This is a genomic window from Pseudomonas sp. CFBP 13602, assembly GCF_014842725.1.
In the GTDB taxonomy this organism is placed as follows: domain Bacteria; phylum Pseudomonadota; class Gammaproteobacteria; order Pseudomonadales; family Pseudomonadaceae; genus Aquipseudomonas; species Aquipseudomonas baltica.
In genome coordinates, this window is sequence record NZ_JACYVT010000004.1 from 72,492 (window position 1) to 87,430 (window position 14,939).

Below are 14,939 nucleotides of genomic sequence, written 5' to 3' on the forward strand. Positions count from 1 at the left end.
CCAGCGGTCTGGTCAAATCCAGGAATGGCGCGCAGGCAGGCTGCCGTTCAAGTGGTAGGCGCCGATAGCGTGGTATTTCCAGCGCACGGGATCGTGCAGGGTGTGCACGCGGGCATTGCGCCAGTGACGGTCGAGGTTGAACTCGGCGAGGCTGGCGCGGCTGCCGGCCAGCTCGAAGAGCTTTTCGCTGGCGTGCAGGGCGATTTCGGTGGTGATCACCTTGGCCTCGGCCACGGCGATCGACGCCTGGCCTGCCAAGGTGGCGTCCACGGGCGCGTGGCGAGTCTGGTCGAGCACGCGCGCGGCCTTGCGCAGCAGTGCCTGGGCCGCGTGCAGTTCCAGCTTCAGGCGACCGATATCGGCGATCACGAAAGGGTCGTCGCTGGCGCGCTCGACCCCGGCGTCGATCCACGGGCGGGATTTCTCGCGGACGAAGGCGATGGTGTCGTCGATGGCCGCCGCGGCAATGCCGGCGTCGATGGCCGCTTGCATCAGTTGCGATACGGCGCCCTGAATGTTCGGTTGTTGCGCGTGGCGCGAGATCTCCACGACATGGGTGTCGGGCACCTGCACGTGTCCCAGCACCACGGTGCCGCTGGCGGTGGTGCGCTGGCCGAAGCCGGACCAGTCGTCGATGATTTGCAGGCCGGGTGTGCCGCGCCGCACGAAGGCCATGACCAGGCGCTGGTGCTCATCCACGGCCTTGACCGCCACCCAGTGGGCGAACAGCGCGCCGGTGGAGTAGAACTTTTGTCCGCTGATCTGCCAGTCGTCACCGTCGCGGACGATGCGAGTCTTGATCTCCAGGGTGTTGCGGGTGCCGCGTTCGGGGCCGCCATTGCCGATGCGCGCGCCTTGCAGCACGGCGCTGAACAGCGTCTGCTGCTGGTGCGCGGTGGCGGTGCCGCGAAGCATCTGCAGGATGCCGAAATGGTTCTGCGGAATCTGCCCCAGGGCCGGATCGGCGGCGCTGATCAGACGGAACACCTCGGCCAGGGTTTCGAAACTGACGTCCGGGCCGCCGAAGGCACGTGGCACGGTGATACTGCCCAGGCCGCTCGCGGTGAACTGCTCGATCAGTTGCCAGGGCAGCTCGCGGTGCTGGTCGCGCCGGGCGGCATGGGTACGGGCGCTGGCGGCGAGGGTTTGCGCGGCGTCGAGCGCGTCGAGGTCATTGCGCAGTATCTGCGCGGGCACGAGCGCCGGGCCGTCGTCGGCCGGCAAGGTTTGGGAGTGTTCGCGGGAAATCGAGTGGGTGACCATACCGTCCTCACGTCATGCACGGCGTATGTCGCCTTGCTTGGGTGTACGCAGGTCCGGTGGTCCGGTGTATATACCCTAATCGTTTGTTAAATTTAAATGAACTAACGATTGGGAATATGGATAGATGGGTTTTTCCTTTGAGCCGTATAGTGACCCTTGCGGGAGCAGCCTCTGCGGTATACCAGGTACACCGCAGTGTGTTTTTCGCGGCCGATGACCGCTCCTACGGGGGGGCATCCGGTGATTCCCGTAGGAGCGGTCCGTGGCCGCGAAGGGGGCGCTGCGGTGTATTAGGTACACCGCAGTGTGTTTTTCGCGGGCAGAGGGCTCGCCGCCGTCCCGCTCCCACAATAGAGGGTCAGGCGGGGCGGGTGAGGGTCTTTACGCCTTCGGCAGTGCCCAGCAGCAGCACATCGGCCGGGCGAGCGGCGAACAGGCCGTTGGTGACCACGCCGACGATGGCATTGATCTGCGTTTCCAGCGCCACCGGGTCGGTGATCTGCATGTTGTACACATCGATGATGATGTTGCCGTTGTCGGTCACCACGCCTTCGCGATAGACCGGGTCGCCGCCCAGCTTCACCAGCTGGCGCGCGACGTGGCTGCGGGCCATGGGAATGACTTCCACCGGCAGTGGAAACTCGCCCAGTACCGGCACCAGCTTGCTGCCATCGGCGATGCAGATGAAGGTGGTGGCCACGGCAGCGACGATCTTCTCGCGGGTCAGCGCAGCGCCGCCGCCCTTGATCAGGTTCAGGTGCTCGTCGCTTTCATCGGCGCCGTCGACATAGAACTCCAGGTCACCGACGCCGTTGAGTTCGTACACCGGGATGCCATGGCCCTTGAGCCGCGCAGCGGTTGCCTCGGAGCTGGCCACGGCGCCGTCGAATGCGCTCTTGTGCTGGGCAAGCGCATCGATGAAGCAATTGGCGGTGGAACCGGTGCCGACACCGACAACGCTCTTTTCGCCCAGCTTGGGCAGAATGAAATCCACGGCAGCCTGGGCGACGGCCTGTTTGAGTTGGTCCTGGGTCATGCAAGCTCCGCAGCGGCAGTTGGGGCTCTAGTGGTTGCGGCCCCGAAGCCACGCATTATAAGGGCAAAACCTTGGTTTTGCGGTGGTCGTTGGCTTAGACTCATCGGCCCCGCCCGTTATCGTCAGTGATGTCTGCCATGCTCGAACAGTACGTAAAGATGATCCTCACCTCGCGCGTCTACGACGTCGCGGTGGAAACCCCTTTGCAGCCCGCCGGGCAGCTGTCCGAGCGTCTGAACAACAAGATTCTGCTCAAGCGCGAAGACCTGCAGCCGGTGTTCTCGTTCAAGATTCGCGGCGCGTACAACAAGCTGTCGCAGCTCACCGCGCAGGAAGCAGGGTGCGGCGTGGTCACCGCGTCGGCCGGCAATCATGCCCAGGGCCTGGCGCTGGCGGCGCGCGAGCTGGGCATCAAGGCCACCATCGTGATGCCCAACACCACCCCCGAAATCAAGATCGCGGGTGTGCGCTCGCGCGGCGGCATCGTGGTGCTGCATGGCGATTCGTTTGCCGAAGCCCTGGCCCACTCGCTCAAGCTGGTGGACGAGCAGGGCATGGTCTACATCCATCCCTACGACGACCCCTACACCATTGCCGGGCAGGGCACCGTGGCCATGGAAATCCTGCGCCAGCATCCGGGCGATCTCGATGCGATCTTCGTACCGGTGGGCGGTGGCGGGTTGATCGCCGGCATTGCCGCGTACGTCAAATACCTGCGGCCTGGCATCAAGATCATCGGCGTCGAGCCGGACGATTCCAACTGCCTGCAGCAGGCCATGCGCGCTGGGGAGCGCGTGGTGCTGCCGCAGGTCGGGCTGTTCGCCGATGGCGTGGCGGTGGCGCAGATCGGTCACTACACCTTCGAGATCTGCAAGGACCATGTGGATGAGGTGATCACCGTCAGCACCGACGAGATCTGCGCGGCGATCAAGGACATCTACGACGATACCCGTTCCATCACCGAGCCTGCGGGCGCGCTCGGGGTCGCCGGGATCAAGAAGTACGTCGAGGCCCGAGGCGTGTCGGGACAGACCCTGGTGGCGATCGATTCGGGTGCCAACGTCAACTTCGATCGGTTGCGCCACGTGGCCGAGCGAGCCGAGCTGGGCGAGGGCCGTGAGGCCATCATCGCGGTGACCATCCCCGAGCGTCCGGGCAGCTTCAAGGCGTTCTGCGAGGCCATCGGCAAACGCCAGATCACCGAGTTCAACTACCGCTACCACACCGGCCATGAAGCGCACATTTTCGTCGGGGTGCAGACCCATCCCGAGCGGGACCCGCGCGCGGTGCTGCTGCAGACCCTCGAGGCGCATGGCTTCCCGGTGCTGGACCTGACCGACAACGAGCTGGCCAAGCTGCACATCCGCCATATGGTCGGTGGCCATGCGGTCAGGGTCAGTGACGAGATGGTGCTGCGCTTCGAGTTCCCCGAGCGTCCGGGGGCACTGTTCAACTTTCTCGACAAGCTGGGCGGGCGCTGGAACATCTCGATGTTCCACTACCGCAACCATGGCGCCGCCGATGGGCGTGTGGTGGCTGGGTTGCAGGTGCCCGAGGATGAACGCCATCTGGTAGCCGGCGCGCTGGCCGAGATCGGCTACCCGTTCTGGGATGAAACGGATAATCCGGCGTACAAGTTGTTCCTGGGTTAGTGATGCGGTGCACTGGCTTGAGTCCGCGGTGTGCCATTCGCGGGCAGAGCCCGCTCCCACAGGGGCGATGGGGTGTGCCAGCTGTTACAGGGGTAGGTCTCGCTGCGCTGAACTCGATGGCTGCTACGCTTGTCGATGATGCATCGTAATGGCCCACGGGGATCACGCGTCATGGAAAGCCTGGCGGTTCTGAAAATATTCCACGTCGCTGCCACTGTTGTGCTGCTGGGCAGTGTGGCGGCCGTCATCTACCGAGCCTGGCGCAGCTGGAAGGGCGGCGACCGGCTACCGTTCGCCAGCACCCTGCAACGGCCCTGGGTGTATGCCTGGCTGGTCATGGCCCTGAGCCTGCTGAGCTTTCCCGTCACGGGATGGTGGCTGGTGCACAGGGTCGGTTGGCCTTTGGGGCAAACCTGGATTCTCACCGCTGCGGTGCTGTATGTGATCGGCGGTGGGGTCTGGTTGCTGCTGATCAACCGGGTGAACCGCCTGCGCTTCGCGACTGGGTTGAACGAAGGCGTAATCGCGGCCAAGCGCCGCAATGTGTTGATCATCGCGACCGTTGCAGTGGTGGTGCTGCTGTCGATCATCGGCTTGATGGTGACCAAGCCCGCCTGAGACAAACCGCAGGGCATTGTTCGGCCGATTGCCGCTCCCACGGTTGGTCCCGATCCCTGTGGGAGCGGGCTCTGCCCGCGAAAAGAGCGCCGCGGTGTATCAGACAAACCGCAGCGCATTCTTCGCGGGCAGAGCCCCCTCCCACGGTTAGCAGCTATCAGCGCAGGGAGATTTCTTTCCAGCCGCGGCGTTTGGCTTCTTCATGCAGGCGTGGGTCCGGGTCCACCACCACCGGGTGGGTGACCTGCTCCAGAAGAGGCAGGTCATTCATCGAGTCACTGTAGAAATAACTGTCCTGCAAGTCGTAGCCGTTTTCCTCCATCCAGCGATTCAAACGCGTCACCTTGCCTTCCTTGAAGCAAGGCACGTCGAAGCTGTGCCCGGTGTAGCGGCCGTCAACCATTTCGACTTCGGTTGCCAGCAAGGTCTCCACCCCAAGCCGCGCAGCGATCGGGCCAGTGACGAAGCGGTTGGTAGCAGTGATGATCACCAGCTTGTCACCCGCATCGCGATGCTGTTGCAGCAAGGCCGCGGCCTTGGGCAGCATGATGGGCTCGATGCAATCGCGCATGAATTCGCGATGCCATTCATCCAGTTGCGCCACGTCGGTCGCCGCGAGGATTTCCAGGGTGAAATCCAGGTACGCATTCAGGTCCAGGCGGCCGGCCAGGTAATCCTCGTAGAACTCATCGTTGCGTGCCTTGTACGTGTCCGCATCGAGAATGCCGCGTGTGCACAGATAGTCACCCCAGGCATGGTCGCTGTCGCCGCCGAGCAGCGTGTTGTCGAGGTCGAAGAGGGCCAGGCGCATGAAATGACTCGCATGAAGTAAGGAAAAGGCCCACAGAATACGGACTTTTCACATGCGTGCACATAAGCTACGCGGCGTCGTTGCTGCCTTCACAGGCTTTGTGGAACAATGCCAGAACATGCGTTTACGAGGTTGTTGCCGTGATCGACCCCGATGGTTTTCGCCCTAACGTTGGCATCATTCTTACCAATGACGCCGGTCAGGTGCTATGGGCTCGGCGTATCAATCAGGACGCCTGGCAATTCCCGCAAGGGGGTATCAACCCTCAGGAAACGCCGGAAGAGGCCTTGTACCGCGAGCTGAATGAAGAAGTCGGGCTGGAACGCCAGGATGTTGAAATACTTGCCTGCACCCGCGGCTGGTTGCGTTATCGTCTACCCCAACGCCTGGTGCGTACGCACAGCCAACCGTTGTGCATCGGCCAGAAACAGAAGTGGTTTCTGCTGCGCCTGGTGTCCAACGAACAGCGCGTGCGCATGGACCTGACCGGCAAGCCCGAGTTCGATGGCTGGCGCTGGGTCAGCTATTGGTATCCGCTGGGCCAGGTGGTGACATTCAAGCGCGAGGTCTACAGACGCGCGCTCAAAGAGCTAGCCCCGCGCCTTCTTTCGCGCGACTGACGACGGAGTTCGACCCCGAGCCATGCTCAATACGCTGCGCAAGATCGTCCAGGAAGTCAACTCCGCCAAGGATCTCAAGTCGGCGCTGGGGATCATCGTGCAACGCGTCAAGGAAGCCATGGGCAGCCAGGTCTGCTCGGTGTACCTGCTGGATCTGGAAACCAACCGTTTCGTCCTCATGGCCACCGAAGGCCTCAACAAGCGTTCCATCGGCAAGGTCAGCATGGCCCCCAACGAAGGCCTGGTGGGCCTGGTGGGCACGCGCGAAGAACCGCTCAACCTGGAAAATGCCGCCGGCCACCCGCGTTATCGTTATTTCGCCGAAACCGGTGAAGAGCGCTACGCCTCGTTCCTCGGCACGCCGATCATCCACCACCGGCGTGTGGTGGGGGTGCTGGTGATCCAGCAAAAGGAGCGGCGTCAGTTCGACGAAGGCGAAGAAGCCTTCCTGGTCACCATGAGCGCGCAACTAGCGGGCGTCATCGCCCACGCCGAAGCCACCGGTTCGATCCGCGGCCTGGGGCGCCAGGGCAAGGGCATCCAGGAAGCGCGCTTCGTCGGCGTGCCTGGCTCGCCCGGTGCGGCGGTCGGCACCGCGGTGGTGATGCTGCCGCCGGCCGATCTGGACGTGGTGCCCGACAAGAGCGTCAGCGACATCGATGCCGAGCTGGCGTTGTTCCAGAACGCCCTGGAAGGCGTGCGCAACGACATGCGCACCCTGTCGGCGAAACTGGCCACGCAGCTGCGCCCCGAAGAGCGGGCCCTGTTCGACGTCTACCTGATGATGCTCGACGACGCTTCGCTGGGCAGCGAAGTGACCAACGTGATCAAGACCGGGCAGTGGGCCCAGGGTGCGCTGCGCCACGTCGTCACCGAGCACGTCAACCGCTTCGAATTGATGGACGACGCGTATCTGCGCGAGCGCGCCTCCGACGTCAAGGACCTGGGGCGGCGCCTGCTGGCCTACCTGCAGGAAGCGCGTCAGCAAACCCTGGTCTACCCCGATAACACCATCCTGATCAGCGAAGAACTGTCGCCGGCAATGCTCGGCGAGGTGCCGGAAGGCAAGCTGGTGGGCCTGGTGTCGGTATTGGGCTCGGGCAACTCCCACGTCGCCATTCTGGCGCGTGCCATGGGCATCCCGACGGTCATGGGCCTGGTCGACCTGCCGTATTCCAAGGTCGACGGCATCAAGATGATCGTCGATGGCTACCATGGCGAGGTCTACACCAACCCCAGCGACATTCTCAGCAAGCAATTTGCCGATGTGGTCGAGGAAGAGCGGCAACTGGCGCTGGGCCTCGATGCCTTGCGCGAGCTGCCCTGCGTGACCCTGGACGGCCACCGCATGCCGCTTTGGGTCAACACCGGCCTGCTGGCCGATGTGGCCCGTGCCCAGCAACGCGGCGCCGAGGGTGTGGGGCTGTACCGCACCGAAGTGCCATTCATGATCAACCAGCGCTTTCCCAGCGAGAAGGAACAACTGGCGATCTACCGTGAGCAGCTGGCGGCCTTCCACCCCCTGCCCGTGACCATGCGCAGCCTGGACATCGGTGGTGACAAGTCGCTGTCGTACTTCCCCATCAAGGAGGAAAACCCGTTTTTGGGCTGGCGCGGGATCCGCGTCACCCTCGACCACCCGGAAATCTTCCTGGTGCAGACCCGCGCCATGCTCAAGGCGAGCGAGGGCCTGAACAACCTGCGTATCCTGCTGCCGATGATCTCCGGCACCCATGAGCTGGAAGAAGCCCTGCACCTGATCCACCGGGCCTGGGGCGAGGTGCGCGACGAAGGCACCGACGTGCCGATGCCGCCGGTGGGGGTGATGATCGAGATCCCCGCAGCGGTGTACCTGACCAAGGAACTGGCGCGGCAGGTCGATTTCCTCTCGGTCGGCTCCAACGACCTGACCCAGTACCTGCTGGCCGTGGACCGCAACAACCCGCGCGTGGCCGATCTCTACGACTACCTGCACCCGGCTGTGCTGCAGGCCTTGCAGCACGTGGTCACCGAGGCGCATGCCGAAGGCAAGCCGGTGAGTATCTGCGGCGAGATGGCGGGCGATCCGGCGGCGGCGATCTTGTTGATGGCCATGGGGTTCGACAGCCTGTCGATGAACGCCACCAACCTGCCCAAGGTGAAGTGGATGCTGCGCCAGGTGAACCTGAGCAAGGCCAAGGAGCTGCTGGCGCAGTTGAGCAAGATCGACAACCCGCAAGTTATCCACAGCTCGCTGCAACTGGCCCTGAAGAACCTGGGCCTGTCGCGGATGATCAATCCGAGCACGCCGAAGAAGCACTGAGGCGTGCTGCAAGCGGTCAAGGCCGCAACGGCATCCCTGCAGATCAAATGAAACACCGCAGTGCTCGTTTCGCGGCCGAAGACCGCTTCTACAGTAGATTCTGTATCCCTACGCTTGCCACTAGTAGCCTGTCCCAGGCTCTACCAGACCTACCATAGGTTCACCCCGTTGATGCCGGCGGATGTTGTCCAGCAGCACCTGGAATGCCGAATGCGGATCGGTCATAGCGCCGATATGTGGCGTGAGCCAGATGTTCGGGTGGCTGAGGAAGGGGTGATCGCTGCGCGGCGGCTCTTCTTCCAGCACATCGACGATCGCATGGGCCAAATGGCCTGAATCCAGCGCGGCCAGCAGGTCGCTTTCCACCAGATGGCCGCCGCGGCCCAGATTGATCAGGCTGGCGCCGGCCGGCAGCGCGGCGAAAGTCTGCGCATCGAGGATGCCAGCGGTGTCGGCGGTCAAGGGCAACAGGCACAGCAGGATGTCACAGCTGCCGAGAAAGTCCGGCAATTGCTCGCGGCCGCCATAGCAGTGCACGCCGGGCAGTGTCTTGAGCGTGCGCGACCAGCCACTCAAGGCAAAGCCGAACGGCCGCAGCGCGTTCAATGCCGCCTGGCCCAGATTGCCCAGGCCCATCACACCGACGCGGCGCTTGCCGGCCTCCAGCAGCGGATGGATCGCCCACTTGCCCTCGCGCTGTTGCTGCAGATAGGTCGGCATCTGGCGATGCAGGGCGAGCACGGCGAAGCCGGCGTACTCGATGATGCCCTGGGCAATGCCGGGGTCGAGCATGCGTACCACGCTGACCGCTTCGGGAACGTGCGCAAGGTCGAACTGATCCACCCCCGCCGACGTGGCGAAAACCACCTGCAGTTGGGGGAATCGGTCATACAGGTCCGCTGGCGGCTGCCAGGCGGCGAAATAGCGTACCTGCGCCGGGTCGCCGATGTCCGGCCAGAAGCGCAGGGGAATATCCGGTGCGTGCTCGGCGAACAAGGCCTTCCAAGCCGACGCACGCTCGTCGGGGACTTTGAACAGCAGCGTCATAAGGTGGGTTCTCGCTGACGATCGGAAGGAACACCGACGATGCCAGATTGCCGCGCAACATTCTCCCGAATCGAGCGGGCGAAACAGAACAAGTTGACCGTAGCAGCGGTGCTGTGTGGGAGCGGGGCTCTGCCCGCGAAAGGGCCGGTGCGGTGTGTCAGGGGTACCGCGGCGTCTGGTTCGCGGCCGATGACCGCTCCTACGAGCTGCGCAATCCCTGTAGGAGCGGCCTGTGGCCGCGAAAGGGGCGGTGCGGTGTCAGGGGTACCGCGGCCTCAACAGGCGGCAGCGATGGCTTCGCCCAGGGCGCGGGTGGTGCCGGTGCCGCCGATGTCGGCGGTCAGCGGTGCGTGTTCCGGGCCCATGGCCAGGACCTTTTCAATGGCCGCCAGAACCGCCGCGCCAGCCTCCGGATGGCCCAGGTGTTCGAGCATCATGGCGCCGCACCAGATCTGCCCGATGGGGTTGGCCACGCCCTTGCCGGCGATGTCCGGCGCCGAGCCGTGTACCGGTTCGAACAGGCTGGGGAAGTTGCGTTCCGGGTTGATGTTGGCCGACGGCGCGATGCCGATGGTGCCAGTACAGGCCGGGCCAAGGTCGGAGAGGATGTCGCCGAACAGGTTGCTCGCCACCACCACGTCGAACCAGTCCGGATGCAGCACGAAGTTGGCCGTGAGAATGTCGATGTGGTACTTGTCGACGTTCACTTCCGGGTACTTCTTGCCCATCTCGACCACGCGCTCGTCCCAGTACGGCATGGTGATGGCAATGCCATTGGACTTGGTCGCCGAGGTCAGGTGCTTCTTCGGTCGGCTCTGCGCCAGCTCGTAGGCAAACTTGAGAATGCGGTCGACGCCGACCCGGGTCATCACCGTTTCTTGCAGGACAATCTCGCGGTCGGTGCCGGGAAACATCTTGCCGCCCACGCTGGAATATTCGCCTTCGGTGTTCTCGCGCACGACCCAGAAATCGATGTCACCAGGCTTGCGATTGGCCAGCGGTGCCTTCACCCCAGGCATCAGCCGGCAAGGGCGCAGGTTGACGTACTGGTCGAACTCGCGGCGGAACTGCAACAGCGAATCCCACAGCGACACATGGTCGGGCACCACGTCGGGCCAGCCCACGGCGCCGAAGTAGATAGCGTCGTAGCCCTTGAGCGTTTCGAACCAGTCGTCCGGCATCATCTTGCCGTGAGCCAGGTAGTAATCGGCGCTGGCGAAGTCGAACCAGTCCCACTGCAAGTTCAGGTCGTAGCGGGCCGCCACGGTATCCAGCACACGGACCCCTTCGGGCATGACTTCCTTGCCGATGCCGTCACCGGGAATCACTGCAATCTTGTAATTGGACTTGCTCATGGTGCCACTCCACGGGTTGATGAACTTGCCGACTCAGTGTAATCAGGGTGTGCGGATTAATAATTGGCCTGGCGGTTAAGCCATTCTTAGATTCAGGTAAAGAATCCATGAGCATGATCGATGACCTGAGCTTCTTTCAGCAGGTGGCCACCCGCGCCAGCCTGACTGACGTAGCCCGGCATCTTGGCCTGTCGCTGCCAGCGGTGAGCAAACGGCTGAGCCAACTGGAACAGCGCCTGGGTGTGCAGTTGCTGCAACGCACCACGCGACGCTTGTCGCTGACGCCCGAGGGTGTGCTGTACCTGGAAGGCGGGCGGCCTATCCTGCGTCAGCTCGATGAACTGGAAAGCGCGCTGGGCACGCGTCAGCCGACCCTGCACGGGCGACTGCGGATCAACGCCACCCTGGGCTTCGGTCGCAGGCATCTGGCTCAGGTAGTCTCGGCATTCGCGCGCCTGCATCCCGAGCTGGAAGTATCCCTGGAACTGAGCAGCCAGCCCATGAGCCTGCTCGATGATCAGTTCGACCTCGGCGTGTTCATGGGCGAGCCGCCCGATTCGCGGCTCATCGCCGTGCGCCTGCTGGAAAATCCGCGCGTGCTGTGTGCAGCATCGGGATACCTTGAGAACATGCCTGCACCCCTCCGGGTGGCCGATCTGGCCGCCCACAATTGCATCGTGCTGCGTCAGTTCGGCAGTGATTACGCCATCTGGCGCTTTCGCAAGGATGGCCAGGACTACGCGCACAAGGTGACCGGGACGCTGTCGAGCAATGATGGCGAGGTGGCGCTGGGGTGGGCACTGGACGGCCACGGTTTGATTTTGAGGTCGCGCTGGGACGTGCAGGCCCATCTGCAGAGTGGCCGGCTGCAGGCGCTGCTGACCGATCATCAGGCACCGCAGGCCGACGTGTTTGCGATGTACCAGCAACGGCGCCATACGCCCCAGCGCATCACCGCATTCGTGCATTACCTGCGCGAGGCGCTGGGCCAACGATTGCCGTTTGCGGTCGGTGACCTGTAGCAGCGGCGCGAGCCGCGTCCGGCCTCGACGCGGTGGGGCAGATGTACCGCGGCGTTGGTGACGCGGCTCGCGCCGCTGCTACAGGGTAAGCGTGCCGGGGTGGGTATAGATAACCTGAAATCATGGTGGTACTGACTAATGGTGCATTGTCGCGCAGGCTTCGCCTCTTGTACCTTCCAGCGGTCCCGCTCGGTCAAACAAAAATACAGAACCGGTGCAAACATGGGCTACCCGTCGAGGTTTTTGTCGCTGCCGAATTAATCTACCCCCAGGATGATTTGCCATGAAAACCTTGTCTTTCGGTTCTGTCCTATCCCTGTTGTACGTGGCCATGGCGTGTTCCACCAGCGCCCAGGCCGAGCAGATTACCTTCGTGTCCCAAGGTGGCGTGTATCAAGAATCGCAGACCAAGGCCATCCTCGACCCCGCCGCCAAGTTGCTTGGCATCACCATCAAGCAGGACAGCGTTCCGGACGCCTGGCCCATGGTCAAGGCCCAGGGCGAAACCGGCAAGCCGGTGTGGGACGTGATTGACACCCCGCCTTCGAACTGTATCCGTGGCGGCCGCGAAGGCCTGATCGAACCGCTGGACCTGGCGAAAATGCCTAACGTCAAGGGCATGCCCGAGGCCTATCGCACGCCTTACTCGGTGGCCTACGAGTTCTATTCCTCGGTACTGGGCTACAACACCAAGAGCCTGAAGAAAGTACCGCAAAGCTGGGCCGACTTCTGGAACGTCAAGGACTTCCCCGGCACCCGCGCATTGCGCAACGACCCCATGGGTACCCTGGAAGCGGCGCTGATTTCCGATGGCGTGCCGCGCGACAAGCTCTACCCGCTGGACGTCGATCGTGCCTACAAGCGCCTGGCCCAGATCAAGCCGGACATTGCCGTGTGGTGGAGTTCGGGCGGGCAGTCGGCGCAACTGCTCAACGACGGCGAAGTGGACATGCTGATGATCTGGAATGGCCGCGTGGGCGCGGTGAAGAAAGACAACGCCGATGTCGACTTCACCTACAACGACGGCATCTTGCAGAACACCCAGCTGTGCATTCTCAAGAACGCGCCGAACCTGGCCCAGGCGGTCAAGTTCGTCGACACCGCAGTGTCGCCCGATCTGCAGGCCGACCTGCCCAAGTACATCGATTACGGGCCTGGCAACCCCGCCGCGTTCGCTACTGGCAAGCTCAGCGCCGAACGGGGCAAGGAACTCCCAAGCTCGCCGGAGAACGCCGCCAAGCAGGCGCTGATGTCCGAAGAGTGGTGGTCGTCGGCTGAAGGTATTGCCGCCAAGGACCGCTGGTTGAAATTCGTCCAGTAAGGCGGCCGCAAGCGTGATCGACTATCTGATTCTCGGCGGCGGCAGCGCGGGGTGCGTGCTCGCCGCGCGGCTGTCCGAAGACCCCAGCAAGCAGGTGTGCCTGGTGGAAGCCGGGCGTGACATTGCGCCAGGCAAGATGCCCGCGGCCATCGCCAGTCGCTACCCCGGACGTGCCTATCTGGATGGGCGCAACATCTGGCAGCGCCTGACCGCACGCATGTCCACCCAGGGCAGCCGTCGCTATGAGCAGGCGCGCCTGCTCGGCGGCGGATCGGCGATCAATGCGCTGATGACCAACCGCGGGGCGCCGGATGATTACGACGAGTGGGGGCGGCTCGGTGCCGAAGGCTGGAGCTGGGAAAACTGCCTGCCGTACTTTCGCAAACTCGAAACCGACTGCGATTTCAGCGGGCCGCTGCACGGCAGCGACGGACCGATACGGATCCGGCGTACGGCGCCGGCCTTTCTGTCGCCCTTCGTGAAAGCGGTCATGGGCGTATTGGCGACTCGTGGCCTGCCCACCCGCCCGGACCAGAATGGGCAGTGGCAGGATGGCGTCTACGTGGGTGCCATCGGTGTCAGCGAGCAGGGTGAACGGATTCCGGTGTCGGTGTGCTATCTCACCGACGAGGTGCGTGCCCGCCCCAACCTGACCCTGCGCACGGAGTGTGTAGTGGACCGCGTGCTGTTCCGCGGCACCCAGGCGGTGGGCGCGCGTCTGCTGGGCCAGGCCGGCGTGGCCGAGGAAGTGTTTGCCGGGGAGGTGATCGTCTGCGCCGGGGCGATTCACAGCCCTGCGTTGTTGATCCGCAGTGGGGTTGGCCCGCTGGACCAATTGCTCGATCTGGGCGTGCCGCTGGTGGCCGACCGGCCGGGCGTGGGAGGCAATCTCATGGAGCATCCGTCGATTGCCGTGTCGGCGCTGCTGACGGCGCAGGGACGAACACCTCACGTCGACGAGCATCACGAGCAGGCCATCGTGCGCTTTTCATCCGGGTTGCCGGGCACGGTGCCGGGTGACATGCACGGTGCGATCCTGTCGCGTTCCGGCTGGCACTCGGTGGGCTACCGGCTGGGCACGATGTTTTTCTGGGTCAACAAGTCCTACTCGCGAGGGCGGGTGCAGGTGACGTCGCTGGATCCGTTGCAGGAGCCCGAGGTCAGTTTCTCGATGCTGTCCGAAGCCCGTGACCTGCAGCGGTTGAAGCAGGCCCTGCGCATGGGTGCCGAGACGCTGTCGGCACCGGGGCTGGGCGGTCTGCGCAGTGTGGTGTTTCCATCCAGCTACTCGCCGCGGGTGGCCAAGGTAGCGATGCCTGGCCGTTTCAATGCCCTGCAGCGTGGGCTGTTGAGCGTGCTGCTGGACATCGCCGGCCCCTTGCGCGGGCTGTTGGTGCGAGGCCTGGTGACCCAAGGTGTGACCCTGGAAAAGTTGCTGGCCGACGACAAGGCACTGACGGCGTTCGTGCGCGCCAATGTGGGCGGCACCTGGCATCCGTCAGGCACATGCCGCATGGGCCGCGCGGAGGATCCCCAGGCAGTGACCTCGAGTGACGGGCGGGTGATCGGGGTAACGGGATTGCGGGTGTGCGATGCGTCGTTGATGCCGTCGATTCCATGCGCCAACACCAATGTGCCGACCATCATGATGGCCGAGCGTATCGCCGATCTGATCAAGGCGGGTTGAGGCGACGGTGTTTCAGGCAGACCGCGGCGCCTGGTTCGCGGCCAATGACCGCCCCTACGGGTGGCCGGTCAACGGTAGGAGCGGTCATCGGCCGCAAAGGGCGCGCTGCGGTGTTTCAGGAAGGCCGCGGCGTCTGGTTCGCGGCCGATGGATGCCCCTACGGGTTGCCGGTCAACGGTAGGAGCGGTCCTTGGCCGCGAAGGGC

General features: G+C 63.8%; 12 protein-coding genes. 7 read left to right on the top strand and 5 right to left on the bottom strand.

Annotated elements, in window-relative coordinates:
• Window positions 1-12 precede the first annotated feature (12 nt).
• Together IFU31_RS09205 and rpiA are read right to left on the bottom strand one after the other, a co-directional pair.
• Entirely contained in the window at window positions 13-1,263 is a 1,251-nt protein-coding gene (locus IFU31_RS09205; protein ID WP_192102772.1) for an SfnB family sulfur acquisition oxidoreductase, read from the bottom strand.
• A 358-nt stretch (window positions 1,264-1,621) separates the two neighbouring features.
• The gene (rpiA, locus tag IFU31_RS09210; protein ID WP_122714267.1) at window positions 1,622-2,299 is read right to left on the bottom strand and encodes a ribose-5-phosphate isomerase RpiA; all 678 of its coding nucleotides are present in this window, start codon (window positions 2,297-2,299) and stop codon (window positions 1,622-1,624) included.
• Window positions 2,300-2,436: 137 nt separating this feature from the next.
• Between rpiA and ilvA the strand changes: the two genes are divergently transcribed.
• Window positions 2,437-3,951, top strand: a complete 1,515-nt coding sequence (gene ilvA / locus IFU31_RS09215) for a threonine ammonia-lyase, biosynthetic (RefSeq protein WP_192102773.1) — start codon at window positions 2,437-2,439, stop codon at window positions 3,949-3,951.
• A gap of 171 nt (window positions 3,952-4,122) precedes the next feature.
• A complete protein-coding gene (locus IFU31_RS09220; RefSeq protein ID WP_192058832.1) occupies window positions 4,123-4,569 on the top strand; it encodes a DUF2269 family protein in 447 nt (148 codons plus the stop codon).
• Window positions 4,570-4,726: 157 nt separating this feature from the next.
• Here the strand turns inward: IFU31_RS09220 and IFU31_RS09225 are convergent, their stop codons facing one another.
• On the bottom strand, window positions 4,727-5,380 hold the full coding sequence (locus tag IFU31_RS09225) for a histidinol-phosphatase (RefSeq protein WP_185794840.1): 654 nt from the start codon (window positions 5,378-5,380) through the stop codon (window positions 4,727-4,729).
• 140 nt (window positions 5,381-5,520) lie between these two features.
• On the opposite strand from IFU31_RS09225, the gene IFU31_RS09230 reads away from it, so the two are divergent.
• Window positions 5,521-6,000, top strand: coding sequence for an RNA pyrophosphohydrolase (locus tag IFU31_RS09230; RefSeq protein ID WP_043191776.1), 480 nt, complete (start codon window positions 5,521-5,523; stop codon window positions 5,998-6,000).
• A gap of 22 nt (window positions 6,001-6,022) precedes the next feature.
• On the top strand, window positions 6,023-8,302 hold the full coding sequence (gene ptsP, locus IFU31_RS09235) for a phosphoenolpyruvate--protein phosphotransferase (protein WP_043191774.1): 2,280 nt from the start codon (window positions 6,023-6,025) through the stop codon (window positions 8,300-8,302).
• Between the two features lie 120 nt (window positions 8,303-8,422).
• Here ptsP and IFU31_RS09240 read toward each other — a convergent pair whose 3' ends face one another.
• Both IFU31_RS09240 and IFU31_RS09245 read right to left on the bottom strand, forming a co-directional pair.
• A complete protein-coding gene (locus IFU31_RS09240; protein ID WP_192102774.1) occupies window positions 8,423-9,349 on the bottom strand; it encodes a 2-hydroxyacid dehydrogenase in 927 nt (308 codons plus the stop codon).
• Window positions 9,350-9,624: 275 nt separating this feature from the next.
• Window positions 9,625-10,704: a tartrate dehydrogenase gene (locus tag IFU31_RS09245; protein ID WP_122480614.1), complete on the bottom strand. Its 1,080-nt coding sequence runs from the start codon at window positions 10,702-10,704 to the stop codon at window positions 9,625-9,627.
• A 107-nt stretch (window positions 10,705-10,811) separates the two neighbouring features.
• On the opposite strand from IFU31_RS09245, the gene IFU31_RS09250 reads away from it, so the two are divergent.
• The 3 genes from IFU31_RS09250 to IFU31_RS09260 all read left to right on the top strand — a co-directional run bounded on the left by IFU31_RS09250 (window position 10,812) and on the right by IFU31_RS09260 (window position 14,734).
• On the top strand, window positions 10,812-11,726 hold the full coding sequence (locus tag IFU31_RS09250) for a LysR substrate-binding domain-containing protein (protein WP_192102775.1): 915 nt from the start codon (window positions 10,812-10,814) through the stop codon (window positions 11,724-11,726).
• A 283-nt stretch (window positions 11,727-12,009) separates the two neighbouring features.
• Complete coding sequence (locus IFU31_RS09255) at window positions 12,010-13,047, top strand: ABC transporter substrate-binding protein (protein WP_192102776.1); 1,038 nt, start codon at window positions 12,010-12,012, stop codon at window positions 13,045-13,047.
• A 13-nt stretch (window positions 13,048-13,060) separates the two neighbouring features.
• Entirely contained in the window at window positions 13,061-14,734 is a 1,674-nt protein-coding gene (locus IFU31_RS09260; protein ID WP_192102777.1) for a GMC family oxidoreductase N-terminal domain-containing protein, read from the top strand.
• Window positions 14,735-14,939: the final 205 nt, after the last annotated feature.

Excerpts from the sequence above, each read along its gene's own strand:
- IFU31_RS09205 (WP_192102772.1), bottom strand. The coding sequence starts at position 1,263 with ATGGTCACCCACTCGATTTCCCGCGAACACTCCCAAACCTTGCCGGCC.
- rpiA (WP_122714267.1), bottom strand. The coding sequence starts at position 2,299 with ATGACCCAGGACCAACTCAAACAGGCCGTCGCCCAGGCTGCCGTGGAT.
- ilvA (WP_192102773.1), top strand. The coding sequence starts at position 2,437 with ATGCTCGAACAGTACGTAAAGATGATCCTCACCTCGCGCGTCTACGAC.
- IFU31_RS09220 (WP_192058832.1), top strand. The coding sequence starts at position 4,123 with ATGGAAAGCCTGGCGGTTCTGAAAATATTCCACGTCGCTGCCACTGTT.
- IFU31_RS09225 (WP_185794840.1), bottom strand. The coding sequence starts at position 5,380 with ATGCGCCTGGCCCTCTTCGACCTCGACAACACGCTGCTCGGCGGCGAC.
- ptsP (WP_043191774.1), top strand. The coding sequence starts at position 6,023 with ATGCTCAATACGCTGCGCAAGATCGTCCAGGAAGTCAACTCCGCCAAG.
- IFU31_RS09240 (WP_192102774.1), bottom strand. The coding sequence starts at position 9,349 with ATGACGCTGCTGTTCAAAGTCCCCGACGAGCGTGCGTCGGCTTGGAAG.
- IFU31_RS09245 (WP_122480614.1), bottom strand. The coding sequence starts at position 10,704 with ATGAGCAAGTCCAATTACAAGATTGCAGTGATTCCCGGTGACGGCATC.
- IFU31_RS09250 (WP_192102775.1), top strand. The coding sequence starts at position 10,812 with ATGAGCATGATCGATGACCTGAGCTTCTTTCAGCAGGTGGCCACCCGC.
- IFU31_RS09255 (WP_192102776.1), top strand. The coding sequence starts at position 12,010 with ATGAAAACCTTGTCTTTCGGTTCTGTCCTATCCCTGTTGTACGTGGCC.